Origin of the sequence: Segetibacter sp. 3557_3, from assembly GCF_004354985.1 — a bacterium.
Classification (GTDB): Bacteria; Bacteroidota; Bacteroidia; order Chitinophagales; family Chitinophagaceae; genus Segetibacter.
Genome location: NZ_SMSK01000003.1, coordinates 59,955 through 85,803, shown reverse-complemented (window position 1 = coordinate 85,803; position 25,849 = coordinate 59,955). Strand labels below are relative to the sequence as shown.

General features: G+C 46.2%; 16 protein-coding genes. 10 read left to right on the top strand and 6 right to left on the bottom strand.

The annotated features are described in order from the left end of the window. Positions 1–2 precede the first annotated feature (2 nt). The 4 genes from EXU57_RS06755 to EXU57_RS06740 form a co-directional block, all read right to left on the bottom strand. Positions 3–2,972: a SusC/RagA family TonB-linked outer membrane protein gene (locus EXU57_RS06755; RefSeq protein ID WP_207955409.1), complete on the bottom strand. Its 2,970-nt coding sequence runs from the start codon at positions 2,970–2,972 to the stop codon at positions 3–5. Positions 2,973–3,409: 437 nt separating this feature from the next. Further along, positions 3,410–5,725 carry a TIM-barrel domain-containing protein gene (locus tag EXU57_RS06750; protein WP_133267429.1) on the bottom strand — a complete coding sequence of 772 codons (2,316 nt, stop codon included), beginning with the start codon at positions 5,723–5,725 and terminating at the stop codon, positions 3,410–3,412. Between the two features lie 96 nt (positions 5,726–5,821). Continuing rightward, entirely contained in the window at positions 5,822–6,970 is a 1,149-nt protein-coding gene (locus tag EXU57_RS06745; protein ID WP_133267428.1) for an aldose epimerase family protein, read from the bottom strand. A 46-nt stretch (positions 6,971–7,016) separates the two neighbouring features. Continuing rightward, on the bottom strand, positions 7,017–7,586 hold the full coding sequence (locus EXU57_RS06740; RefSeq protein ID WP_133267427.1) for a helix-turn-helix domain-containing protein: 570 nt from the start codon (positions 7,584–7,586) through the stop codon (positions 7,017–7,019). A gap of 632 nt (positions 7,587–8,218) precedes the next feature. On the opposite strand from EXU57_RS06740, the gene EXU57_RS06735 reads away from it, so the two are divergent. The 4 genes from EXU57_RS06735 to EXU57_RS06720 all read left to right on the top strand — a co-directional run bounded on the left by EXU57_RS06735 (position 8,219) and on the right by EXU57_RS06720 (position 12,306). Then, positions 8,219–8,470: a hypothetical protein gene (locus EXU57_RS06735; protein ID WP_243745531.1), complete on the top strand. Its 252-nt coding sequence runs from the start codon at positions 8,219–8,221 to the stop codon at positions 8,468–8,470. A 514-nt stretch (positions 8,471–8,984) separates the two neighbouring features. Next, positions 8,985–9,602, top strand: a complete 618-nt coding sequence (locus tag EXU57_RS06730; protein ID WP_133267425.1) for a DUF4255 domain-containing protein — start codon at positions 8,985–8,987, stop codon at positions 9,600–9,602. Between the two features lie 6 nt (positions 9,603–9,608). Further along, positions 9,609–10,985 carry a hypothetical protein gene (locus tag EXU57_RS06725; protein ID WP_133267424.1) on the top strand — a complete coding sequence of 459 codons (1,377 nt, stop codon included), beginning with the start codon at positions 9,609–9,611 and terminating at the stop codon, positions 10,983–10,985. Positions 10,986–11,355: 370 nt separating this feature from the next. Next, positions 11,356–12,306 carry a homocysteine S-methyltransferase family protein gene (locus tag EXU57_RS06720; protein WP_133267423.1) on the top strand — a complete coding sequence of 317 codons (951 nt, stop codon included), beginning with the start codon at positions 11,356–11,358 and terminating at the stop codon, positions 12,304–12,306. A gap of 10 nt (positions 12,307–12,316) precedes the next feature. On the opposite strand, the gene EXU57_RS06715 is transcribed toward EXU57_RS06720, so the two are convergent. Further along, the gene (locus EXU57_RS06715) at positions 12,317–12,808 is read right to left on the bottom strand and encodes a hypothetical protein (RefSeq protein WP_133267422.1); all 492 of its coding nucleotides are present in this window, start codon (positions 12,806–12,808) and stop codon (positions 12,317–12,319) included. On the opposite strand from EXU57_RS06715, the gene EXU57_RS06710 reads away from it, so the two are divergent. From EXU57_RS06710 to EXU57_RS06685, 6 genes are all read left to right on the top strand, one after another. Beyond that, complete coding sequence (locus tag EXU57_RS06710; protein WP_133267421.1) at positions 12,799–17,586, top strand: DUF4157 domain-containing protein; 4,788 nt, start codon at positions 12,799–12,801, stop codon at positions 17,584–17,586. The genes EXU57_RS06715 and EXU57_RS06710 overlap by 10 nt on opposite strands. Positions 17,587–17,596: 10 nt before the next feature. Next, the gene (locus EXU57_RS06705) at positions 17,597–17,908 is read left to right on the top strand and encodes a hypothetical protein (RefSeq protein ID WP_133267420.1); all 312 of its coding nucleotides are present in this window, start codon (positions 17,597–17,599) and stop codon (positions 17,906–17,908) included. Positions 17,909–18,311: 403 nt separating this feature from the next. Further along, complete coding sequence (locus EXU57_RS06700) at positions 18,312–19,700, top strand: DUF4157 domain-containing protein (protein ID WP_133267419.1); 1,389 nt, start codon at positions 18,312–18,314, stop codon at positions 19,698–19,700. A 22-nt stretch (positions 19,701–19,722) separates the two neighbouring features. Continuing rightward, positions 19,723–20,043 carry a hypothetical protein gene (locus tag EXU57_RS06695; RefSeq protein ID WP_133267418.1) on the top strand — a complete coding sequence of 107 codons (321 nt, stop codon included), beginning with the start codon at positions 19,723–19,725 and terminating at the stop codon, positions 20,041–20,043. A 20-nt stretch (positions 20,044–20,063) separates the two neighbouring features. Next, entirely contained in the window at positions 20,064–21,077 is a 1,014-nt protein-coding gene (locus tag EXU57_RS06690; protein WP_133267417.1) for an ATP-binding protein, read from the top strand. 344 nt (positions 21,078–21,421) lie between these two features. Next, positions 21,422–22,117, top strand: a complete 696-nt coding sequence (locus EXU57_RS06685) for a TylF/MycF/NovP-related O-methyltransferase (protein ID WP_133267416.1) — start codon at positions 21,422–21,424, stop codon at positions 22,115–22,117. A gap of 209 nt (positions 22,118–22,326) precedes the next feature. On the opposite strand, the gene EXU57_RS06680 is transcribed toward EXU57_RS06685, so the two are convergent. After that, positions 22,327–25,845 (bottom strand): IPT/TIG domain-containing protein, encoded by a 3,519-nt coding sequence (locus tag EXU57_RS06680; protein WP_133267415.1) that lies wholly within the window; start codon positions 25,843–25,845, stop codon positions 22,327–22,329. Positions 25,846–25,849: the final 4 nt, after the last annotated feature.

Here is a 25,849-nt window from a genome sequence, read left to right as displayed (position 1 = left end):
GGTTAAAAACCAATGTTTACGCCAACGGTATAGGAACGGGTGGTGGGATATTTATTTGCATTATCGTTACCAGGGGACAGTCCCATCATATTCACTTCCGGATCTATGCCTTTGTATTTGGTAAGGGTAAGCAGGTTTAATCCCGAAACGTATAGACGGGCATTTTTTATGTACTTCGAGTTTTTAGTAGGAAAGGTATAACCAAGGGTTGCATTATCAATCTTCCAGTAGTCACCATCTTCTACATAATAACTTACATAGGCCAGGTCGGTATTGAGTCGGGTTTTGCCATATACATTATCAAAGGCCGACTTCAACATATTGTACTGAACCACTTTTAGGTTTTCGTAGAACATGCGTTGAAAGTTCAAGATCTGGAAACCAAATGCACCACGCATGAGCAGGTTGAAGTCCCAGTTTTTATAACGGATGTTGTTGTTCCAACCAGCATACAAATCGGGTAAGGCATTGCCAAGTATTTGCCTGTCCTCGGGTTTAGCATCCTGGATAGGTTTTCGTTTCCCGGTTCCATCTTCAATGATCCATTTTCCCTGGTCGTCGATGTCAACAGACTTGTAACCAAAAAAGTCGCCTATTGGTCCGCCTATTTTTACCCGGTGCGTTGAGACCTGGATGGGGGCACCTGTTGCGCCTTCGTCGAAGAAGTCGTTGGTGGTTTTAAATTGCTCGTTGGATAAGGAGACCAGCTTGTTGGTATTAGTAGAAAAGTTCACACTGGTGGTCCATTCGAAATCTTTAGACTGAACTGCGTTGAAATTCAGGATGAGCTCAACCCCCTGGTTTTGTATGCTACCCACATTTGCCGTAATGGTACTGATGGCATATGGTGGCACAGGCACCTGGTAGTCCCACAACATATCTTTGGTGAGCCTGCGATAAGCATCGATACTACCGTTGATACGGTTCTTAAACAGGGAGAAGTCGAGACCAAAGTTGTACTCTTCTTTGCGTTCCCAGCGAAGGTTGGGGTTAGGATTACGGGAGGGAGCGAGCGACTGTACCCATACACCATTAACAAGGACACGGTTACCATAATTCAAACCCGGCAAAGGCAGGTAGTTGTCAGTAGGTGAAATTCCCGTAACACCATAACCAGCCCTGAACTTTAAGTCGTTTACAAAATGTACATTTTTCATAAATGACTCCTTGTTTACCCGCCAGCCAAAGGACGCAGCGGGGAAGTTGCCCCACTTGTTATTGCCGCCAAATTTTGAAGAGCCCTCCTGGCGAACGCTCACCATTGCGAGGTACTTATCGCGGTAAGCATAGTTAAGCCTGGAAAAGAACCCGATCAGGGTCCAGGTTCCGGCGCTGCTGTTCATAACCGCTTCGCCGCGACCTAATGCATAACCATTCTCGAGCCGGTTGTACGAATACACGTCTGTTGGAAAATCCCAGTTTTGCACCGCATAGTTTTCGGTGAAGAAGGTTTGGGAACTTCCGCCCACAAGGATGGTGAATTTGTGATCGCGTAAAGTTTTGGAATAGTCGGCAGTCAGTTCCACCATATCGTCTTTTGTTGCGATGGTACTACGTGCTGCAAACCCATTCAATCCACTTTTGGTGGTAGAAACGTGTTGCTTTGTTTGCGAAAAACCATTTAAAATATTTCGCTGCACATTAGAGACGAGTAGTTTTAATCGAAGGTCTTTTATTGGCGTAACCGTTACATTACCATTGAGCCGAAGTTCGTTTTGGGTGCTCTGGCCATCTGTTTCCTGCAGGTAAGCTACCGGGTTATCGTACTCCAACACACTCCGCTCCTGCCATGCTCCCAAAGCCGTTCTGACGCTATCGGTCGGGTTACGGATCAGCGACATCCGGTACACATAATTGTTGAAGCTGTTGCCGTTACCACCGGTCCAGAACTTTTGTGTTCTGCTCACCACGTTTAGATTGAACTTCACCTTGCCGTCCAGCATGGAATGGTTCAGGTCGACACGGCCCGTCAACTGCCGGTTATCGGATTTAAGAAATATGCCCTCCCAATTACGGTAATTCAATGATGCGGTAAAGTTGGTGGTACGGGTTCCACCCTGCCAGGTGAGGTTATGGGTATGACTTACCGGGGTTCGGGTAATTTCTTTAAACCAGTCAGTATCGCCTCCATAATCCACGAACTTGATTCCTTCAGCAATGTATTTGCGATAATCGGAGGCGGTAAGAAAATCGGGACGCCGTGCGATCTGCTGCACACCAACATATGCATTGTAGTCAAGCGATGAACGTGCTTCGCCGTGTAACTTTCGGGTAGTAATCAGGATGACACCATTTGTACCGCGTGTTCCATAAATCGCAGCAGCAGATCCGTCTTTCAGCACGTCGATCGACTCGATATCTTCAGGCGCAACAGAATTTAATGATCCGGGTATTCCATCAATTAAAACCAGCGGCTCGGTAGAAGCCTTCAGGGTTGTTATACCACGAAGCTGAATTTGGGTTCCGGCAGTTGGATCGCCGGAAGGGGTGGAAACCGACAAGCCTGCTACTTTACCCTGGATTAACTGAGCGGCATCTCGTACTGCGCCCTTAACGAAGTTCTCCGATTTAACACTGGCAATTGCACTGGTGACATCGCCTTTCTTTTGGGTACCATAACCAATCACCACTACGTCGTCGAGGTTTGTAACAGATTTGCTAAGTGCAACCTGTAAACTACTTTGATCCCTGACGTCAATTTCCTGTTGAATGTAGGAAGCATATGATACAATTACGGTGACACTGCCATCGTCAACATTCAATGTAAACCTTCCGTTGGCATCGGTTGTTGTTCCAATCGTGGTATTCTTAACCACAACTGATGCACCCGCAAGCGGCTCCTTTGTTTGCGCATCCGTAATTACACCGGTAATGGATTTGAAAAAAGGAGCAGGTTCACGTTTGGCAAACGTTTGTATGCAGTTTACGAACAAACAAACAGCCACAGTTATCAGCAGCCTGAACTTATTCATAACCTAAAGTTTTATTGGTAAAAAGTTGGATTATAGAAATAGGAATTGTTGACGTCGATGACCAATGCCAGAATAAGATGACCGCTCCTTCCTCCTGGCGTTGCAAGAACCTTTTCCATAGCATGATGCTTAGTCGTTTGGCTAATCCATTGGCAGTGTCGGCTCGGGCAGATCGTCATTCGTTGATTCATCAGTTATCAAATTCAATCGTCGAAAACAATTGCACTCATGTTGCTTCCCCTGTAATACATGCTACTACTAAACCCCGCCATGGATGCTGCCTGCGATTAGCGAAACCCACCATAGCTGAAACCAGTGCTGCCATAGGATACTACCAGATGAACCGAGCGTGGCAACGATGCCTCTTCAATGATCTTCTGCCGGTCACCAAAAAAAGCACCAATGATGTTCAGCTCAGCAGGTTTGCATAGTCCTGTTTACAATTGTACGTTCATTGATTTCCCGTTATAGTTTACTTCTTTGGTTATGCCGGATGGTATCAGTTCAACTTTAAACTTCCGATCGCCGGTTGACATTTTTCCGTTTCCCGCCGGTTTTATTACGAGCTGTTTACCCGCATCGTTCCAGGTAATGTTGGTTATTGTTGCGATATTCTTCAGATAATCCTGGCTTATGCCATCGTCTTCATAAAGTGTGTAATTGCCATTTGCGCCCTGGTATATCCGCAATGTGGTTGGCTGATCAACCACTTCGTTGACATGCTGGCGAACGGGATCAAATGGAATGATCGCTCCTGCCCGAACGTAAATGGGCATGGTAGCGAGATCAACCTTTTTACTAACCGATTTACCCCCGCTTTCTTTTGTATTTGTCCACCAGTCGTACCAGTCGCCCTGCGGTAGGTATACGTCGCGGTTCGACGCGCCTTTTTCGAAAACAGGTGCAACGATCAGGTCGCGGCCCCACAGGTATTGTGTGCCCAGGTTGCGAACTTTTTCATCGTTGGGATAATGCAGCCACATGGCTCGCATGAGGGGCAAACCCGTGTTTCTTGCTTCCCATGCGAGTGTATAGGTATAGGGCAATAATTGATAGTGCAGCTCGTCGTACTTACGGGCAATGGGTTCAATCGCGGGGTTGTTCAACTCCGACTCAAGAGGCGGAACCCGGTCTTCGCTTGGCCCCATATAACTCAGGCCCCAACCCCATGGCAGTCGTGTTCTCCAGGTACGGCCATGCGAGCGGAATGATCCGCAAAATGCTGCAAACTGGTACCAACGTGCATAGAGTTCGCCGGTAAGCTCGGCATTGGAGTAGAAGCCACCGATATCTGAGCCCCAGTATGGGCCAATGCTGAGTGAATAGTTGATGCCAACCGCAACCTGCCCCTCCAGCGTTTTCCAGGAGGACTCAGTATCACCCGACCATACCCATCCACCCCATTGCGCTATGCCGGGATAGCCGTTGCGTTGAAGGCTCCAGGGGCGCACATTCGGTTGTGAAGACAGGTGACCCTGGTAATACAACTGGTGTCGTTTGATGCGTTCATGCAGGTTGAACCAATCGCCTTCATCAGGCCAGAAGGCATCGACCCCCTTATCGATTAGTGGCTGGTGTTGCTGCCAGTAGTTCTTGATATGTGTCTGGTCGACCACCTCACCTGGCTTTGGTGGAATAGTACCCTGCAGGGTTGGTAATTTGTCGCGGTCCCATGGCACCATATGCAATACCACCTTTACATTACGCTTATGCATATCATCCATAAAGGCTTTCGGGTCGCGTTTAAAAACATCCGGGTGAAAGTCGAATGAGGGCTGCATTTTGTTCCAACCAACCGGTGCGAAACCGGTTCCGAGATAGATGACGGCATCTACAGGAATCTTCTTGTTACGGAAGGTGTCTACAATCCCGATCATCTGGTTTTCGTCGATGAGGGTACGGTGCGATTGCATATACCCCAGTGCCCATTTGGGCGGCATTGCAGCCGGGCCGGTGATTACCGAAAAGTCTTTCATGAACTGCAAGGGTTCATGGCTATCGAAAACGAAGACGTCGAACAAACCCGGCACAATTTTATCGATCGGGGGCAATCCCTTGCCTTGATTTAGCCCCTGGTTACGTTGGGTTTGGGGTGTATTGGTGACGCCGATGGGTTTCCATGGAATGAACTTGCCCTTTTCTGCGTCCTGAAGGTCGACCAACACCCATGGCGAGGCAACAAACACGCCCCAGCCCGACGTGCCAACAAGCATGGCTACAGGGTTCCGCGAACCATAAGCATCACTTTGCCAGCGTGGTTGCATGCTATCGAGCATACCCCTGCGATCGAACTGGATGGGTGCGGCGCGCCAGTTGGAACCGCGTTCCGGCTTGGGACCTCCTTCGCCCAAGCCCAATACCGGCTGGCCATAGGTACTAAAAAGCAGGTTGCCGTCGCCATCGAATGTTAGCTCCTGTACGGGTTGATTTTTCGCGTTGGTGACGATTACCCGCATAGGATCCTTCTGTACTTCTACGTTTAGGTTACCAACTTTCCGTTTGACCGCTTTACTGAGGTCGCGAATGCTGATGGAGGGTGAGCCGTAGTCGCGTTCCACTACGGCAGGACTAAATGGAAATGGTTGCTGGTAGCTTACCGGCTTAAGCGTGATACGGATACTATTTTCGCCGGCCTTGCGTACATCGAGCTGGGCAGGTTGTCCTGCTGCAGTAATGGTTTGCGCATGTACACACACGTGCAGGGAAAGCAATGGAGTTAGCAGAAGCAAGCGAGAAAAAAATTTTTTGGCCATAGTAATGGATGGTGGTGTTTACAGGAATGAAGAAATAGGTGTCTGCTACCGGTATAAATGTTTATACCGGTAATACAAAGTTCCTGGCTGTGTTATCTATCGATCTGTTCCAAACGTATATATGGTTCTGCTGAAAAAGCGGGTTCCCGGTTCTAAAATGGTTGATGGAAAATTAGGGTGGTTTGGCGCATCGGGGTAGTGCTGAGTTTCGAGGCAAAATCCCGACAATGCCGGGTAAGCTACACCACCCTTGCCATCGCGATCACCCGGATTAAGCTTATGACCGTCGTAAAACTGCATACCGGGTTCTGTGGTGTTTACCGTTAGCGTGATGCCGGTTTTTGGCGCAACAACCCTTGCTGCGTAGCCTCCGCTGGGTTGGCGATCTAAAACAAAGTTGTGGTCGAAACCCTTTGCTATTTGTAACTGCTCGTCTTGTTGCTGCAGGCGGTCACCCAGGTTAACCGGAACCCTCAGGTCGAAGGCTGTTCCCGAAACACTCCTGATCTCACCAGTTGGGATCGATGTGGAGTCGATGGGTGTAAATGCCGACGCATTGATGTTTATAATATGATCGACTATCGTTGAGGTTCCGGCACCATTAAGATTGTAAAAGGCGTGGTTGGTGAGGTTGATGATTGTTTTTTTATCCGTTGTGGCATAGTAGCTGATCTCCACGGCGTTTTCGTTGGTCAGCCGGTAGCTCATTCGGGTATTTAGTGTGCCGGGGTAGCCCTGCTCACCATCACGGGATATATATGTTAGGGAGATATATTGTTGCGTTAGGGTATCTACGGTCCAGGGTTGGTTGAAGAACCCCTCTCTACCGCCATGTAATGCGTTCGGACCATTGTTAACATCAAGTTGGTAGGCAACTCCGTCGAGGGTAAACTTTCCGCGCGCAATCCGGTTTGCAAACCTGCCCACCGTTGCGCCAAAGTATTGTTTGTCTTTTTTAAGATAAGTGGCGACGCTATCGAAGCCTAAGACGATGTCTGTAGCAGTGCCATTTCGATCGGGCACAATAAGGCTTACTATTCTTGCACCCAGGTTGGTAATACCAAGCTGAACCTTGTTATTGCGGAGCACAAATAAACCCACCTTTTTACCTTTAACAACCATTTCGTATGCGCCGGGTTCAGGCATCTGCATCTTCATTGTTCTCGCCAGCTTAGCGGGATTGCCATTGGCTGTACTTGTTAGCAGCAGCAAAAGGCAGGCGATACAGTATGCAGGCAAGCGCATGTTATGGCACGTTAGGTAACAAATAAAATCCCTGGTGATCCCGTGTTTATATGAAGATATCGAGGTAAGCCACTTCGTCGGTTACAGGCAGAATCCCGTGTTTTTGTAACGAATTAAAATAAAGACTATCGCCTTTTCGCATCAGGTATTCTCTTTCCCCAACCTGCATTTTTAGCGCACCCCTGATGATATAAATAAATTCTTCGCCTTCGTGCGAAAGTTCGTGCGGCCTGACCTCTCCTTTCTTTGCAACAAACAGGAACGGCTGCATTTTCTTGGCATGGTACTCCGAAGCAAAAGGATAAATGGCATATCCTTTATCGGTCGCCGTAAGGCTTTCTTCCGCCTTTTCCATCGGGGTAAAAATTGCATTCAGCCATCCATCATGTTCAAGCAGACTTGAAATGTTTGTACCCAAAGACTTTGCAATTTTAACCAGGGCTGCGACAGAAGGAACTGTTTTGTTGTTTTCTATTTTTGAAATCATGCTCCTCGAAAGCTCACTTGCATCCGCAATCTCCTGGAGGGTTCGTTTTTGCCGTATCCGCAATATCCTAATCCTGTCGCCGATGTCGAGTTTGCCAACATGTTCTTCAAGTTCCAGTCCGTTACCCATGAAACAAAGTTTAAGAATTTCCGCTTGTGTTTATTGCCGTTCAACCTTGTTGAATACAAATATAAATGTTCTCTCAACCGTTTCAAATGTATTTACAATTTATTTTTTACCGGATTTTAACCCTTATTGAGAATAAATAAACCGTTTGAATTTGTAGCGAACAGCGGGGTTTGGGTAATGGACCGGTTGCAAACCTGCCCGTGTGCTTGTGTAGAGCAGAACGTTGCATGCCTACCGGGCGATTATACCGGATCTATGGTAATGATAATATCGAAGGCGGATGGGTTTGGCATTGAAAAGGCTTTATTGATGATTTCCCGAATGAGAAAATGTAGGGCGTGCAATTGCCGGTGACTAGCAGAAGTTTTGTTGGGGGGAGCAGTCATCCTGTTACACAAGGTGCATTACACATACGATAATAATGTGAACTGAAATATTCACTCTAAAGCTTGTCGAAACGGGTTGTTTGGGCAACAAGGCTTAAGTGCCGCTGGTACTGCAGTGGAATATCAGCCGAGTAGGAGTAATGCTTTAAACATGGCTTTCGCCGCATGATTGTTGTTCAATAAGGTTGTTATAACTATTTTAATACTCAATTACAGACCGTGGAAAAATTACAGAAACTAGACCTCATGGATAAAATCGTGAGAGAACTGGAAGATCTTAAAAACAGCCAAACTGCTGTTTTAAAAAAAGTAGCTCAAATCGAAGCAGACAATATCACCCTGGATGTTGATTTACTCAATCAAAGACTCCCCGACCTTCACGAAGAGGTTGCATCAAGTGTTGAGATTGTTAGTGAGCTTGCTGAAGCTTTCCAGGCGCATCGCGAAAAATTCTTCGTTGATAATAAGTTAGAAGCTTTGCTAGATCCAACCGCATAAGTCATAAACAACAAAACAGAAAGACTGGGTGTTAAACTACCCAGTCTTTTGTTTTTTTACCCTTTTCTGGGGCTGTACCATGTCAACCTTTTCTTTGAAAACGGTCAGCTTTACTTTAAACTTGAAGTAATTTCCCAGGCGGCAGATTTTGGGTTTTGTGGCGGCAGCAACTACGTTATGGCATTTCCCCTTTTCGTGATAAAACAGGCATTATAATAAACTGATATACCTACTGACGCAAACAACGTTTGTTATTAACTGGTGTGTAAACCCGCTTTTCGATCGGAGCCGCCTCCGAACCCCTACCCTTTTTATGCTCCGTTTATCGGCGGAAATACGTTAATGACCTAACGCCAACGTCACTGTCTACCTGCGGGTAAAATGATGACTAGGGTTGTGATTGCACCAGCAGGTTGAAATATTTAGTCTCTCAATTTCCCCAGTACTTGCATTCGACCATTATAATTTTTACATTTAAGAAGTAGCATTTCACCCTTCTGCTTAACTGTAGCAAATGATCGATAATGCGTTAAAAATAATGGCCAACGAGGCCAACAAATATATTGTTCGTAAGCTCGATCCCGATCGCGATCCATCGTCGACAAAACGAGTGGCCACCGGCAATATTGCCAGGGTACAAGAGTCAGATGCTTCCGGGTCAAGATCAGAGTCCATCTCCGCACCGTGCATCTTAACCCTTGTTAACCTCGAAGAAGAAAGGCTTGCTAAATCACCAAACAACTTCGTGCGGGTAAATGATAAAATGGAATACCGCAACCCACGAATGTTTCTGAACCTCTATTGCCTCTTCGCAGTTAACCATACCTCTTACGATACCGCGCTTCAATACTTGTCCTTGCTCATCCAGTTTTTTCAGTCGCGAAACCTGATTGACCACAAAAATACCCCGCCTGATAATGGCTTGTCTCTGGATGCAAAGATCGAAAAACTGGTATTCGAAATGGTGTCGATGAACTCGGAACAGGTTAATCACCTCTGGGCTATCCTGGGTGGCAAGTACTTACCCTCGGTGTTGTATAAGGTGCGTATGGTTAGCATAGACGACGACACTCCGGGCCTGCAGGCTGATCCGATCTCCAGGGTGGTAGTGAACAGTCATGCGAACAATTAATGTAAGATGATGAACAGTAATTACGATACATTTTTTAGTATTGACCTATTTCACGAGTATTATCTTACTGCAGCGTGTCCCGACTTTGAATTCGTGCCTACTCCGGATTGTATCGAACTCGCAAAAAGGCTGAACATCCAGTGGCGAAAAAAGCCCAACGGACTTGTTGCATTTATTAAGGTGAACGAAGTTCAGGAACCTTTTATGAACGGTCCGCACGAAAAGTTATATCGCAAGTTGTTTCAGCAATCAAGGTTCCGGTTTTATTTAAGACTTAACAATCCTGAATTTCTAAACTACACAAATACCGCGCTCTCTTCCGGGTCTAACAGCAAATATTATTTCAGCAATCTCGCAGGTAATGGACCCTTATACCTGAGTGCCCCTGTTCCGGCTTATGCGAATGGTACATTGTATTTTCCCGGCGACCTGGTTGCGGATCCTGTTACCGGAACGGTTTACGAATGCCTGAAGAAACATACACCAAAAAAGAAAGCCCAGCTACACGATGCATTATCGTGGGTGTCAAAAGGTGAAAGCCGCCCTGCAAGTATGGCCCTGGATTTTGTAACCGGCGAGACTTACGAAGCAGGAACGTTCGTAAAGCACCCGGATACCAAATTACTTTACCAAACCCTTGCCACTACCACTCCCGCCCACAGCAACGAGCTTGACGATCCTTCGATATGGTCGTTTAGTGGCTCCGGGCATTTGCAATACCCTACCGCAAACGACCGTATTGACTATAGCAATGGCAGCTATTCCTTTGCCCTGCCCGATGCTGTACAAAAGGCCGATATAAAAATTTTTGCTTTTAACTACGACCCTGAGCAACCGGATTACGATGTGGAGATTTTGAATAAACGGGTCTCATTCGACGGCCCCCTAAACAAAATCCCGGTAGATCTCAGTTCCCTGCCACCGGCACAATACAGGATCCAGGTAAATAAGGAAGCGCGCAACGTGTATGTTGACCGGTCTTTAACGCAGAGTAATGCGTTTGCCATAGTCGAGCTATTCAATCACCTTCCCGAACAGGATCCGTACGCCTTGTTGTCAAACGAAGAAAAGATATTGCAACGCCGCTACCAGGTACACTTTGCCAATCGGCGGGTGCTTTGGAAATACATCAGGAAAGACGGACGCGCCGATCGAATTACCGACATCAACGAAGATGGCTATGAGTTCGGTTTATTGGGCGACGACTTCGTTTCCAAAAGGCCTATGCCTTTGTCGCAAAACATCATCAAAACGCTGAAGCTTGATTTTAACACCAGGGATTTCAAAATTTTTCCATTACCAAATCCCCCTGTTAACAGGCTCGCCAAACACCACCAGGATGATTACGATTACCTGTGTGCTGAGGTGCGCCTGAACTACTGACCAACTAATGATTTTTTGTTGACCGGCATTTGTACGACGATGAGGCCCCGGTTGCGACGCTCCGTTCCAGCTGTATATTTTCATAGCGGCAGTAACGGAAGCGACACCATACCAACGGTGACTACTACCATAAATAATGAGCTTACAATAACGGAGTGATAACAAGATGCTTACTGGCTAAAATTGAATTTGAAATAACCCGTCATTTAGTACAGCGCACATCATCTTTATTAGCATCAATTGTCAAAAGCAATAAGCCATGTGCTCTGTAATATGGCCCAGCGCTACGACCGCTTCAGCAAAGCGGGACGACGATTAACCAGGGTATACTGATAGCTGAGGCTGGATATATAATGTAAAAACCTTTATTATGACGTTACGTGCCAAGGTTCTGCCAAATACGTCCGCTAAATTATTCTTAACCGATGGCGGATTGGAAACAACATTGGTTTTCCTGGAAGGTTATGACCTGCCGCATTTTGCTGCCTTCGACTTATTGAAGGACGAAGAGGGGTTTGAAGCCATCAGGAATTACTATCGCCGTTACCTGGCTATCGCCAGGGACTACGGTGCGGGTTTCATATTAGAGAGCCCTACCTGGCGGGCAAGTCCCGACTGGATCAAAAAGTTAGGTTACCCGGAAGCGGATCTTTTCACGTTGAATAAAAGAGCGATCCAACTCCTTGTTGAGCTCAAAGAAGAATATGAAAACTTCGTACCCGATATTGTTCTCAGTGGTTGTGTTGGGCCGAGGGGTGATGGTTATATACCAGGAACGTCGATGACGGCTGACGAAGCGCAGGAATATCATTCAGCACAAATCAACGTTTTCAGCGAGACCGCTGTCGATATGATTTCGGCGATTACCATGAACTATGCAGAAGAAGCGATTGGTATTGCAAGGGCAGCTGCGGCTCATGATCTCCCGGTTGTAATTTCTTTTACAGTAGAAACCAATGGCAGGCTTCCAACCGGTATGCGCCTGAAGGAAGCTATTGAACTTGTGGACAAAAACACTTTGCAGCCTCCTATCTATTATATGCTTAATTGTGCCCACCCCAGTCATTTTTCGGAAGAATTGAAAACTGGAAAAAATGAGCATTGGGTGAACCGAATTCGGGGTCTTCGGGCAAATGCTTCCTGTAAAAGTCATGCTGAACTGGATGAGGCAACAGCACTGGACAGGGGGAACCCGGAGGAATTTGCTGGTGAGCATCGAAGGCTGAGAGAAGCATTTCAACAACTAAACGTTTTTGGTGGCTGCTGCGGCACCGATGAAGAGCATGTTCTTGCGATTGCAAAGGAGCTCAGCAACGCTTAACAGACTTTCTTCATAAAACGTTCTTCGTGATATACCAGTACTTAAAATCATTTTCAGGAAAGCAATTTGAAACGGAAGAAAAAACTAGAATCATATGACCGTCCAATAAAGGATCACTGCTGATTCGATGTCGTTTACTTAAGGTGAGTGGCAGCAATTGGTGAATAAAGAGATACGGTACAAGGGAGTGACACCCCCGTCCGAACCGGTTCATCCGGGCGGGCGTCCGAACAGGGTTCATCCGGGCGGGCAACGATGGCAAATAAAATTCCCACAGCTGGTCACCAAAGAATTCTCTTAAGTAAACGACATTGATTGCTGATTTATCAATAACATGGTGAATTACCAGACGAGCTTGGAACATCGCCGTGCTGCATAATGGTACCAGCGCTTTGCCCTGGATGAGGTGGAGCGAAGGTGCAGTCAACGGGTTGCAATTGTGCTCTACCTTTTTTATATTTAAACGTAACATTTCCCGGAATACGCTATTGTATGTTTTCATCTGCCGATAAAACTTTAAAAAGCACTCCTGCAATCCAGCAAAAAGCTGCAGGGAATAGCTTTTTTAAGAAGGCAGGTGAAGAAACATTTTTCGGCAACACAAAACAACCCCACTTTTTTGGTTCTCCCATACAGGCCAAATTAACGGTAAGTACTCCCGACGATCCCCAGGAAAAAGAAGCCGATGCCGTTGCCGATAAGGTGATGACCATGCCCGATCCTTTGATGGCCTCACCCAAGGAAACGAACGGTGAAAAGCTCCAGAAGAAAGAAGAGGAGGAACCCAAGGCACGGCAGGAGATCGGGCCCGCAATACAACGCAAATGCGCGTCTGCAGAGAAAGTGCAGGCAAAAATAACGGCAACGAAAGGTGATTACGACCATGCAAAATCCGGAGTAGATGACCCTGTTTCCGCTACTGCGGGCAAACCCATAAACAAAAAGAACATAGCCTTATATTCTTCAGATATCCAACGGCAGAGCGGACGGGGACCACCGGCTACTTCCCCCCAGTTCGAGCATACACTCCAATCCACCAAAGGTGGTGGCAGTGCATTGCCCGGCGATACCAAAGCCTTTATGGAGCAACGTTTTGGGGCCGACTTTAGCGGGGTTCGCATTCATACTGACGACCGCGCAGCTGGCCTGAGCCGGAGCGTGCAGGCGCATGCCTTTGCGCATGGCAACGATATTTACTTCAACAGCGGCAAGTTCTCTCCCGATTCTACTTCGGGGCGTTCCCTGCTTGCCCATGAACTAACGCATACCATACAACAGGGTGCGAGTAAAACAACTAGCTCACCTGCTGCAGTCGCTAAAAAACACATCCGCCGCAAAGGCGATCAACACCTGCAAAGCAAGCCGCCACCTTCGGCTCACAGCAATCACCTGGCAAGCATCCATCCGGCCAATAACGCTTTAAACAACAAAGACGAAAGTCAAGGCAACTCAGCCGATCCAAAACACCCCACCGCTCTTGTTCAGTTAACACCAGCCCTTGGCAACACCGTTGTTGATGCAAAGGGTCACATCACCTTGTCTCCGTCTGCAAGACCGGCTGTACCCAACGAAGCACAAGGGCGCGAACTCAACAAAGCAGAAGAGGAATCCCAGCCAGACCAGCAGCCTGGCTTATACCAGAAGCAAAATGTTTTACCTCCAACCCGGAGTGACAATGGCGCAAACCTTCTTCCCAAAATATCCCGCTTCTCTCCCATCATCCAGTTAAAGCGGATGAGTTCTCCACTTGCCGACCCTGCATTCAAGGGTGTTGTCAGCAAGGTAAAAACCACTGCGCAGCAGGCTAAAAAACATGAGCCTACAGCCAAAAAAGTAAAAGACGCGCAAACGGCTGCAAAACCGCCACCCAACGAAAAAGAAAGTAAGGCCAAGAATAAGAAGGTTGCCGAGATGGATCAGCAACCCGCCGGCACTTTCGACGAAGGCAAGTTCAAAGCTGCATTACGCGCAAAAATTGCAGCACTTCAGCTCAACACCCTCAAGGAAGCCGAAAACTTTAAAGCAAACAACGGTGCAGCTGCGGTTAAGGGCGATGCTACTGCACAGGTAAGCAGCGAAAAAACCAAAGCTGCAGGAAGTATCGAGGGGAAAGTAAAAGAAGCACCCGCCCCGGGCAATGAGCAGGGAAAAGAAGTGGGTCCTGCTCCTGCCACCGAAAAGGATGTGACCGCACCACCCATCAGCGGCGAACAGGCGGCACCCAAACCCGTGCCCGCTGAAGACGTTTCACTCCAGAAAGAAAGCCAGTCGCTCGACAAACAAATGACCGATGCGAAGGTCACCGAAAAGCAGCTCAATAAATCCAACGAGCCTTCCTTCACCAGCGCCGTTGCCAGCAAAAAAGAGGCGCAGCAGGATGCCATAAAGAGACCTCAGGAATTCAGGAAAGACGAAAAGGGAATCATCAAAACGGCACAGGCCACTGCCACAGGGGTAAGCAAAAGCCAGCTCGGCGCCATGGTCAACACCCGTAAACAAAAAGCAGCCGGGGTACTGAGCAAACAGCAGGAAGCAAAAGCCAAAGACGAGGCAGACAGGGCCAAAGTAGCGGCCGACATCGAACAGAAGTTTACCGCCACCAAAACAGATGTAGAGGCTATTCTTTCGAAGCTCGATACCGACGTAGCCGCAATGTTCGACCAGGGGATTTCAGAAGCAACCAAAAGTTTTGAAGACTATGTTGACCGCGAAGTACACCGCTACAAGGTCGACCGATACTTAAACCGGATCGGAGGTTCGTTGCTTTGGGCAGCTGACCTCCTGCTGGGTATGCCCGATGAAGTTAACGACATTTACAAGCGGGGTAAAGAACGGTATGTTCAGCAAATGGATGTGGTGATCAGCAGGGTTGCCAAACTGGTGGTATCACAACTAAATGCAGCAAAAAAACGCATTAATGCAGGCAAGCAGGAGATCAAGGCATATGTAGAGAAGCTGCCCAAAAACCTGCAGAATATCGGTAAGGAAGCGGCAGCCAAAGTGCAGTCGCAGTTTACCGAACTGGAACAAAATGTCAATAACAAACAAAACGAACTGGTTGATAGCCTAGCTGCTAAATACAAAGCCGGACTGGAGAATGTAGATAAGAAGATTGCCGAGATGAAAGAGGCCAACAAGGGCCTTGTTGATAAGGCGATCGGCGCCATCAAAGACGTTATAGATGCGATTATCGAATTTAAGAACATGCTGCTCAACGTACTGGCAAGAGCGGCGGCAGCAATAGAGCTCATTATCGAAGATCCTATTGGCTTTTTGGGCAACCTGGTAGCCGGGGTGAAGCAGGGTATTCAGCGGTTCTTAAGCAATATCGGCACACACCTGAAGAATGGATTGATGGGCTGGCTGTTCGGGGCGCTTGCAGAAGCAGGTATACAAATGCCTTCAACCTTCGATGCAAAAGGTATTATGTCGTTGATTTTGCAGGTGCTTGGATTAACCTATGCCAATATCAGGGCAAGAGCCGTGAATATTGTTGGCGAAAAGGTCGTGTCAGGACTTGAGAAAGCTGCAGAGATCTTTATCATTTTAAAAAATGAAGGTATTGGCGGGTTGTGGAAGTTTATCAAAGAAAAAGTAGAGCAGTTAAAAGACACGGTGATCGAAGGCATTAAATCTTTTGTGATAGAGAAGATAGTGGTTGCGGGCATAACCTGGCTGGTGAGTATGCTTAATCCTGCATCAGCCTTTATCAAGGCCTGCAAGATGATCTATGATGTGATCATGTTCTTTGTTACGAGGGGCAGCCAGATCATGGCTCTGGTAAATGCAGTGATCGACTCTGTAACAGCCATTGCAAAAGGAAGTATCGGAGTTGCTGCAACGGCTGTAGAAAACGCGCTGGCCAAAGCACTGCCGGTAGCCATCAGCTTCCTGGCAAGCCTGCTCGGACTCGGAGGTATAAGCGACAAGATTAAAGCGATCATCGCCAAGATACAGGCACCGATTAATGCGGCTATCGATTGGGTGATCAATAAGGCGGTGACGTTGGTGAAGAAAGTTGCAGGGCTCTTTAGCGGAGGAAAAGACAAGGATAAAAAAGAAGAACACAGTCCTGAAAAGCAGGCGAAGATCGATGCAGGTTTGCTTTTTATGCAACAGGAGCAAAACAAATATCTAAAGGAAGGTAAAATAACAAACGATGATGCAAGTAAAGTAGCAGTTGCTGTTAAATCAAACCACGCCGTATTTAGCTCATTTAAAACAAAGGAAGTCGGAACGAAAATCCAATTTGTTTATACCGCTAGTCCTGAGGAGGATGCCGGAACACCAATAGAACAAGCAGTCGAATTGAAGTATGAGGTTCAAGATAAAGGAAGCTTACAGAATCAGCCAGGAAATCAGGAAAAAATTCATGAAATCACAGAAGCAGCAATTAGGTTAGCCGGGCTGCAGAGCCAAATCGAAAGAAATGAAGGTGATAAACAAGAGCTGATTAAACAAATTCGTGGAAATAATAAAGGGTGGGCATTATACAAGGGGGCAATCTATGTTCCCTTTATATCAGAACATCGTGCTGCTGTTGAACGCCTTAAAGCTGAGGCCGAAAGTTCAGTCGGTATTCTTGGAATTGAAAGAGGTGGAGCTTTGCTGACGGAACAAATATCTGGTGAAAGATCCGGCAGTTCTAGTGCCACAACACGGTTTATCCAATATGTGGAGCGAATTAATCCTGATGATCCGAGAAAAAGGAAGGTTAGATATAAAAGCCAGGAAGTTGAAAATTTAATTGCCGAAGTTAGAACGATGGCAGAGAATAACAGCGACAGAAAAATTACGATATCTATAGCCGAAACGGTAGTTGGCGGTGGTTCGACACTTGATGCCGTAAATCAATTACGGCGGTCGAGATTACTGGAGCAGTTTCCAAATCTAAGCATTCGCTTTTTGCTATTGCAACAAACAATGCACAGTCAGGGAGTCGCAGCTAAAGCTGAAACAGACATTGCACAGGCCGTAGGAGCAGAAAATAACCCGGCAAATGCTGGGCGGGGTGAAATTAGGCGTATGGTCGACAAAGCTGGAAAGTTGCAAGTAATTTTGTCGAGAACACGTTATATTCTGGGCGAAGATGTTACTTACCAAGCCTCAAGAGCAGAGGACAATAAGCTTAAAGGGAAACCCGTAACTTTATTTTATGGGTCAGGAGAAAAACTGAAATTGAAGATAATAGTGCCCAAAGATGAAACGACAGCCAGAGATATAATAAATGGTCTGGTGACTGGTAAAATGGACTCAGTTCTCGCGGAAATGAAAGATTAAAAGTTTGTTTATGAATTCTTCCGATTTCGCACGCGAATACCTTCATAAACCCAGTATGGGTAATAAAGAAGATTGTATTTCAGCAGCTTTAAAAGTTCAGGCATGGCTGAACCAGCAATATGATAACGGGATAATACAAGGTTGGGAAACTAATTATATAGACGATCCGTCAACACTGGAGCAAAGATTTATATTCATCGATATCAGTGCAATTTCAGATATAAGCTATCCGTTTTTGCATCTATCTGTCCAGGTAGAAGAAACCTTCTTCAAAGAAATCGACAAGGTGGTAAAAGAGTTTGGATTTTTCAAGGTGGAATGACTAACATGAAATTAGCTAGTATTAACTTAGGTAGGAGCTCAGTCAATGATTTAATCGCCAGTTTCCTTTTATAACTCTTAATCTCCCTTCGTATGAGTTTAATACTCATTCGCCGCTGCTACGTTCGTTGCAAATGAAGTGATTGCGACGCCCGTCCGACTGGCGCAGCCGGGCGGGCAACGATAATGCCCATAGTACCAGCCGCTGGCATAAAAAAACTACGTCCCTTCCTCAAACTCCCGCTCCGGTGAGCAGGAAGTTTACAAACCCATTAGCATGCAGCAAACATAATGGTGTAAATACTTGCATAAACCCTGAAACAATGATATATTATAGTTGACAAAGCTACCGGTTGGCCGCTTTGAGAGTAACAGACTTTCTGAAAAGAAGAGAAATTATTTTTATGAAAACAACCTACTCACGCCGTTACCGGAGAAGCCGCTCGAGCTCCATGGAGTCTGCAATGTTTAAAAAGAATAACCAGCAGGAGCAAACGTTTTTTAGCGGCCCATCGAATGAAAGCTTCTTTAAACCCATTATGCGCAAATGTGATCATTGCGCTGCCGAAGAAAAAAAGGTGCAAAAAATGAGCGACACTAAGGAAGAAGAAAATAAGGTGCAAAAGCAGGAAGAAAAAAAAGAAGAAAAGCCCTTGATGAAAATGGAGGAGAAAAAAGAAGAGAAGCCGGTAATGAAGATGAACGAAAAAAAGGAGGAAGATAAAAGCGTTCAGAAACAGGATGAGAAAAAAGAGGATGATAAGGGCGTTCAGAAGATGGAGGAGAAAAAAGAAGAGAAGCCCATAATGAAGATGGAAGAAAAGCGGGAAGACAAACCGGTAATGAAAGCTGATGAGCAAAAAGAAGAAAAGCCCGTGATGAAAATGGAAGAAAAGCGGGAAGACAAGGTGAGCAAAAAAGAGGCAGGCTCAACCCTTTCCGGCTCGGGGCATATCTCTTCATACCTGAAAACGCTAAATGGCAAGGGCAGCAGCTTACCAGGTGAAGCACAACAATTTTTCAAAAGAAGAATGGGTCACGATTTCAGTCATGTACGCATACACACCGGTGCTGAAGCTGAACAATCTGCCAAAGACATTAGCGCAAAAGCCTATGCGGTAGACAATCACGTTGTTTTTAATAAGGGTCAATACAACCCGGATTCTGCAGAAGGAAAAAAATTGCTTGCACACGAACTCACCCACGTGGTACAACAGAAAGGTTTTGGTATGGATGTACTAAGCCGCGCTGCCGAAAGCGCTGCGGCGAGAACGAAAGGCGGTATTAAACCAACCGCTAGTCAGGGCAGGGCAAGGAATGCAAAAAACCAGGTTGACTTTGCCTGCCAAGGAGTAAGCGTGCAGGCCCAAACAGACGCAAACTATACCGATTCGTTTTCGAGCTCAGGCATAACAACTCCTTCAACCAAATGCCCCGATTGCCCTGACGATTGTGTATCCGCAAAGGGAACAATCGTATCGGTGTTCAAGGCCAATCCTACGGTGACGCTTCCTGCAGTTCCGGGCGGCCTTTCTGAATGCGAGTCGAACGCTGTTGAAAAATTTATCAATACCACCCTGGCCAAACACGAGCAACAACATGTTGATGCCTTCAAGACCTACAATGCCACCATAAAAACGCCCTACAAGTACAAAGGGTGCCAAAGCGGTCTTGATGCTCACCTTCAATCGGTTCATGACGGGATCAATGCAAAGCGAACTGCTGCGGCAAATAAGAAAAGCGCAAGGCTGGATCCATTTAATCCTAAGATCCCGTGCAAGTGTGATGATTAACTTAATGCGATAAACTTTTCTGATGCTTTACGCGCTTCCTAAAAAGACCCCTGGTGCCCACGTATTGGAGAGCGCCCTCTCAGGATTGAGACAAATCATTGTGCAAAGAATGGACGTGCACTTCAACGAAAAGAAGTTCGATTTAGATAGCTGGATAGCAGAAACATTTAATGGCACGTTAATCAGGGAGGAAATCACCCGTTACCTGCCGCAGCTTAAAACAACAGATGAATGGATTGTACTTATGCTTGCGCTGGTACCCCATGTTCAGCCAAGCTTTTTTGAGTCGATTATTGCTGAACACCTTCCTAATGGAGGTGATTTTCCCGAATTGGCGGCGTAAAAGGAACAAGTCATCGTGGATTGCTACCCACAGGTGAGACGGCTCAATTTATCATCGCGGGCAGTGATCTGGATCGAAGGCTTGCGGTTGAGGCTATGTTTAAAGATGAGCACTTCTTTTACCAGAATGACATCACCTGGCTTGAAGGTGTAAAAGAAGGAGAACCGGTGATGAGCGGAAGAATTATTCTTTCTCCCGAATGGGTTAACTACCTGCTTACCGGAAACGAAGTTAAACCTAAGTTTAGTCCGGATTTCCCGGCCAAACTCGTCGTTACCAAGATGAACTGGGACGATCTCGTGCTGCACACATTTACTGCCGAACAAATCGAAGATGTAAAACGGTGGTTTAAATACCACCAGGTACTTGAAGCTGATCCCAACCTCTCCCGCAAGATCAATATGGGTTATCGGGTGTTGTTTCACGGTCCGCCAGGTACCGGTAAAACGCTTACTGCCGGCCTAATGGGAAAAGAGTTTGAGAAAGACGTTTACCGGGTGGACCTGTCGCAAATTGTTTCGAAGTATATTGGTGAAACCGAAAAAAACCTAAGCAAGATTTTTGACCGTGCTGAACACAAGGATTGGATACTATTTTTCGATGAAGCTGATGCGTTGTTTGGCAAACGTACCAACGTGCAAAGCTCTCACGACAAGTACGCTAACCAGGAAGTTTCTTTTTTATTGCAACGGGTGGAAGATTTCTCAGGCCTACTGATACTTGCCTCAAATTATAAGTCGAATATGGATGAAGCTTTTTTGCGGAGGTTTCATTCAATTGTGCATTTTCCGATGCCCAATTCACTTGAGCGATTTAAACTCTGGAAACAATCGTTGCCACAATCAATCAAGCATCATCCGGGCCTCAACCTGTTGCAGCTTGCAGAGGCACACGAGATCAGCGGAGCATCAATTTTGAATATCGTTCAGTATGCATCGTTAAAGGCGCTCAGCCGCGACGACAAAACGCTTTATCATGATGACCTGCTTAATGGGATCAGGAGGGAATTACGAAAAGAGGAGAAGTCGATGTAACTTCTTAGCACACTCCCGAATTGCTTTGAGCCAATTTGAAACTTCCATAATTAAAAGGCTGCCTACAACAACTTTCCCATTTTGGGAGCCTTCTCTCCCGACTGCGCCGGAATTCCTCCGGGCTTCATTTTGACAGGCCCACAAACATGTCAAGTAGAATAAGAGCGCTTTTGTCCTTCGTTTAGGGTTCGCCGATTCTTCTCAGGGATACCTTTTTGAGCCGGCTGATTTGACTTAAATATCCCCTTCCAAACAGCGGAAATCTTGTTATAGTAATTATACGTTTACAATAAGCGAGGTTAAACAGTATTTTTACTATCTTTCAAGACACTAACGCGCTAACAATGAAAACCTTAAGTAAAAGTCTTGTCCATTCAGCATTCCAAGTTTTCTCAAAATTCCGAACCAATAAATTTTCATCATTTTTTATTTCCCTCGGCTACCTGATTCAAAGTGAGGGATATTACAACAAGAGCAAGTCGAAGCAGCTGGATTGGGACCGGATTGACCTTCACAAATACCTTGTTTCGGAAAAGGTTGGCGCTAACAAGGAAATTGTTTTTCTGGAGTTCGGCGTATTTTGGGGTGAAACGTTTTTTATATGGGTTGGGGGAAATAAAAACGAGCATTCCCGGTTTGTGGGCTTCGATACATTTGTTGGCTTGCCGGAAGATTGGGGATCGGTAAAAAAAGGTTCTTTTTCAGCAAAGGGCAAGGTGCCGAATATTGATGATTCAAGGGTTGATTTCCGTGTAGGACTGATCCATGAAACGCTGCCGCAATATGTTGGCAACTTACAAAAGCACCAGGCTAAAATCATTCACATCGATGTGGATCTGTACAACGCCACACTAATTACCCTTATTCACTTACATCCGTATCTGAACAAAGGTGACCTGATCATATTCGACGACTTTTTTACGATTACCAAAACCCGTCATGAATATCGTGCCTTTACGGATTACCTCCTGCTGCACAAAACCCCTTATCAACCCTTGTTCAGCACACGTAATGGACAACATGTTATCGAAATCCTGTAGTTGGTTCAAGTCGGAATTTCGTATCTGACGTACTTCATTATGCCGCCAGGGTTACATTGCTTTTGCCTTTGGCGCAATTACTGCCGAGTAAGGTGTTGCCGTACAAGTGAGTGACACAACCGGAGCCGGAGAAAGCACATCTGCCGGTAACCAAAAAATCATAGGCGTGAGCTGCTATCGGTATAACATTTCGGACCGCATTGAAAAAGCTATTGGTTTCCAAATTCTTTTGAAGAAACAGAGATGAGCCGTGTTGTGACTTTTGCACCCTTATCGTGTTTTGGTCCATCTTTTTCCTGGCTGCTGTTTGGTTTAATATTGTCGAAGGTTAGTTGGGCGGTATTCAACACCTTACCGTTTTTCCGTTGATATGATACCTCTACAACAGCATGGAGTATGGTGAAAGACGATTTGTTTGTTACAGTTACTTTAAGATCATTTATACCCCCAAGAAACCTGGAGTCAAACGCTGGAACAACGGTGACTTGTTCGCGCAGGTTGATGACCGTGGTTGGGGTAGCTGGCCCGTTATACGCCAGCGTCTCAAGCGGGAAGGTTTTACCGTTAACCGTTACAGTAACCCTTACCGATTGCGTGTTTGTAAGTGAAGGAACCTGAACGGTAATATTGTCTGCCGTTTGGCTGATAATCTTACCGCGTGAATCGTTGAAGTGCACCTCTACCCCACCGTCGGCAGGCAGATTGACCCCGGAAAGGGTAATGGTTTGACCAGCGGAAAGGGCTGACAATCTTAATGGTTGCACCTGCACGATCTTTTCCTGTATCGGCGCTGCCGCAGCTTCATAAGGCATGTTTTGTGCTACAGTAAAAACAACCCCTTCGAGCGCAGCTAATATATTAACCTGGGTAGTTCCCGCGGGCAGTGTAGGCACAAGAGCAAGCACCCGGTCTTTTGTAACGGTCAGCAAATCTGCCCGAACACCATTAAAGGTAATCCGAACTGCCCCGCGGCTGGTTGGCAGATTTTTTCCGAACATAGTAATCACCTGGTTTGCAACAACTTTGTCTTTGCGCAGCGGCATAATGGCTGCCACAACAGGGTTCCCTTTTTTGTACGGGACATGTTCCGCGAGCATAATGGTTTCGTCATTTGTCCGCGCAACCAGGTTAACTTCAGTAGTAGCGGCGGGCAGTTTCGGCACGACTACTTTCATGCTGTCGCTATGCCCTGATAAGATTTGACCAGAAATGTCGTTGAAACGAAGTTCAAGAGCCCGGAATGGGATGTTTTGTCCATAGATAACAATGGTGTCGTTTTCGAAAACCCGGGTTCGTGAAATCGGGATTAAGGACCAACTTGTTGTCAAAGGCTGACCTTTGTAGACAAGGTTTTTAGCAATGTCGAAAGTCTTTCCGTTAAGAACTACATTTACATCAACACGAAGATTGTCGATGTTGAGATCCGGCACGGTAACAAGTAGAGAGTCTTCTGTTTTATCGATGCGTTCAGCGGGCACCTGGTTAAACATCACCTGAACCGAAGTATCAGCTTTCGAAAGGTTGGTTGCGGCAATCCCGATAACCTGACCCCTGCTGATTGTGTTGACATTCAGCGCGGAAAATGCCGGCGCAGATGGAGGTCGCCTGATAATAAAAATCGCTGCTACAGCCGCAAGCAGCACAACGAAAAGCAGTAACAACCATCCTACAGGAAACTTCCGGGCACGCTGTGGCTTTTTTTGGGTAAGCGATCCATTCACCAGGGAGAGCTCTTTTTGGGCAACCTCGCTGCCATTAGCAGATGCGAGCAAAGCATACCGTATAGCACTCTGACCAGGTTCGAATTTGTCGATTACTTCGAGCCGGTTTGCAGTAGGCGCAACCTTCTTCCAGGGCCTTCCATTTCGGTGGATCTCGAGTTTATCGGCACCCTCAATCTCCCACGTTAACCGAACAGGCTGAGACAGATCCACCGCGTAATTGTCATCGTTCTTTCGCACAAAATTATCTACAAGGAAACTGCTGATTTTTGGCATCGCCGAGGGCTGATGTTTCAAACTGACCGCTACCGATTTCATCTCTACCTCGCCACTATTTGTGACCTGCAAAGTGTAGTCAATCTTTCCGGTAACCTCATTGGCTTCGTTTAGCTCGATGGTATTTGTCCCCGGGGAAATGGTCCGGTAGAGTTGTTCATTCCTGAACAACTCTACCGTTTCAGCATTTCTTACCACCCACGAAAGCTTTATAGGTTTGCCTTTGACTACAATATAGTTGTCGCCGTTTTTAGACAGGTAGTTCACTACTTCGAAATGATCGATAAAAACCCGTCGGGCAGGTGAGATAACTTTGACGTTCAACAGTTCAGAGGCAAAGTCCTCTCCTTTTGCTATACGAAGTGCATATTCCACTTTTCTATCTTTACCGTCATAACCTTCCCTTAAGACAATCGAATTTTGTTTTGGATTTAGCACTTCGTACACGATGCCGTTCCGGTATAACTCTGCGCTTTCAGCACCATCTGCTTTCCATGACAATTCGAACGCCTGGTTGCCCGGAACCACATACTCGCCATCTACAGGTTCAATGTTTTTAATGCTAAGATTTTCGATATAAGCGGCAGCCGGCTTTTTCGACGGCGTTACGATTACCATTAAGGTTTTCTCATGTGCACCCGACTCTCCAGGCACCTTTAAAGTATAGGAAACCCGCTTGTCTTTACCATCATAATTTTCTTTCACCGTTACATCGTTATCTGACGGACCGAACAGCTTATAAAACATGTGATTTCTGTATAGCTCAGCTTTTCCAGCATTGTGCAATGTCCAATGCAGGGTAAAAGGCTTGCCGCTTTCAACAATAAAATCGTCCTGGTGCTTCGCCGAAGAGTCGGAAACCGTAAAGACCTGGAGTGGGCTCACCGACAACCTGGGAACGTGAATTGTATTTACAATTTTCTCGACGATAAGGTCAGAAAGCATTCCTATCTCGTCGGCCTTCAAAAACGTTGCACCATTTTGTTTTACTTTGATGAAAAGGTCTTTAAAATAGATAGAGGTCTCATTAAGGTAGTAAGCAAGATTGGCGAGCAACTCCGATGAATGATAACCATATTGTTTGTTTGAATAAAAGACTTTTAAACGCATGACCAGGAAAACCAATTCCAGAAGGTTGACAGAGGCACCATTTAAGTCATTGTCACTGACATGTTCGTCGTGCAGAATTGTTTGGTAGAAACGGAGTACTTGTTGGCGGTAGATGCTTTTGGCATGCCCTGCTGTTACCCCAGGGCTTGATGAACTGGCATTTTCAAAGCCAGTGATGTAGAAGTTTCGATTCCGGTCGTAGAAAATATCATCGTCACTAAAAGGGTTGTTATAATAATTTCTCTTTGCGAGCGAAAGTATTGCACTAATGATATCATCGGTTAACTTCTGTAAGTTAACCTCAATGTTTTTATCGATTACCCGGCTTAGTGTGTCTCCATGGAGCATATCGTAGATGACATAGTAGAAATCTCCGTCGTTTGTGCTATCCAGCACCACATCCTGTACCCTTGGCAGGTTAGGTTCAAACTTCCCCTTCAATTGGAGCAGGAGATTCCAGCCCGGGAGGCTTTCTGCCGTTTGCCGGTGGTAACGTTTAATAAAACATTGATATGATCCTATTTCAACAGCAGGTTTGTAATGGTGATTGGATGATTTCGTCCAGCCATGCGGAAACTCCGGGTCGAATTCATACTGCCTTTCTTTAACAACTATTTTCATAACC

Coding starts and splice junctions, on each gene's coding strand:
- EXU57_RS06725 (WP_133267424.1), top strand. CDS start 9,609: ATGATGAACAGTAATTACGATACATTTTTTAGTATTGACCTATTTCAC.
- EXU57_RS06705 (WP_133267420.1), top strand. CDS start 17,597: ATGAATTCTTCCGATTTCGCACGCGAATACCTTCATAAACCCAGTATG.
- EXU57_RS06685 (WP_133267416.1), top strand. CDS start 21,422: ATGAAAACCTTAAGTAAAAGTCTTGTCCATTCAGCATTCCAAGTTTTC.
- EXU57_RS06745 (WP_133267428.1), bottom strand. CDS start 6,970: ATGCGCTTGCCTGCATACTGTATCGCCTGCCTTTTGCTGCTGCTAACA.
- EXU57_RS06715 (WP_133267422.1), bottom strand. CDS start 12,808: ATGAAAACATACAATAGCGTATTCCGGGAAATGTTACGTTTAAATATA.
- EXU57_RS06710 (WP_133267421.1), top strand. CDS start 12,799: ATGTTTTCATCTGCCGATAAAACTTTAAAAAGCACTCCTGCAATCCAG.
- EXU57_RS06695 (WP_133267418.1), top strand. CDS start 19,723: ATGCTTTACGCGCTTCCTAAAAAGACCCCTGGTGCCCACGTATTGGAG.
- EXU57_RS06735 (WP_243745531.1), top strand. CDS start 8,219: ATGGATAAAATCGTGAGAGAACTGGAAGATCTTAAAAACAGCCAAACT.
- EXU57_RS06700 (WP_133267419.1), top strand. CDS start 18,312: ATGAAAACAACCTACTCACGCCGTTACCGGAGAAGCCGCTCGAGCTCC.
- EXU57_RS06730 (WP_133267425.1), top strand. CDS start 8,985: ATGATCGATAATGCGTTAAAAATAATGGCCAACGAGGCCAACAAATAT.
- EXU57_RS06720 (WP_133267423.1), top strand. CDS start 11,356: ATGACGTTACGTGCCAAGGTTCTGCCAAATACGTCCGCTAAATTATTC.
- EXU57_RS06750 (WP_133267429.1), bottom strand. CDS start 5,725: ATGGCCAAAAAATTTTTTTCTCGCTTGCTTCTGCTAACTCCATTGCTT.
- EXU57_RS06755 (WP_207955409.1), bottom strand. CDS start 2,972: ATGAATAAGTTCAGGCTGCTGATAACTGTGGCTGTTTGTTTGTTCGTA.
- EXU57_RS06740 (WP_133267427.1), bottom strand. CDS start 7,586: ATGGGTAACGGACTGGAACTTGAAGAACATGTTGGCAAACTCGACATC.
- EXU57_RS06680 (WP_133267415.1), bottom strand. CDS start 25,845: ATGAAAATAGTTGTTAAAGAAAGGCAGTATGAATTCGACCCGGAGTTT.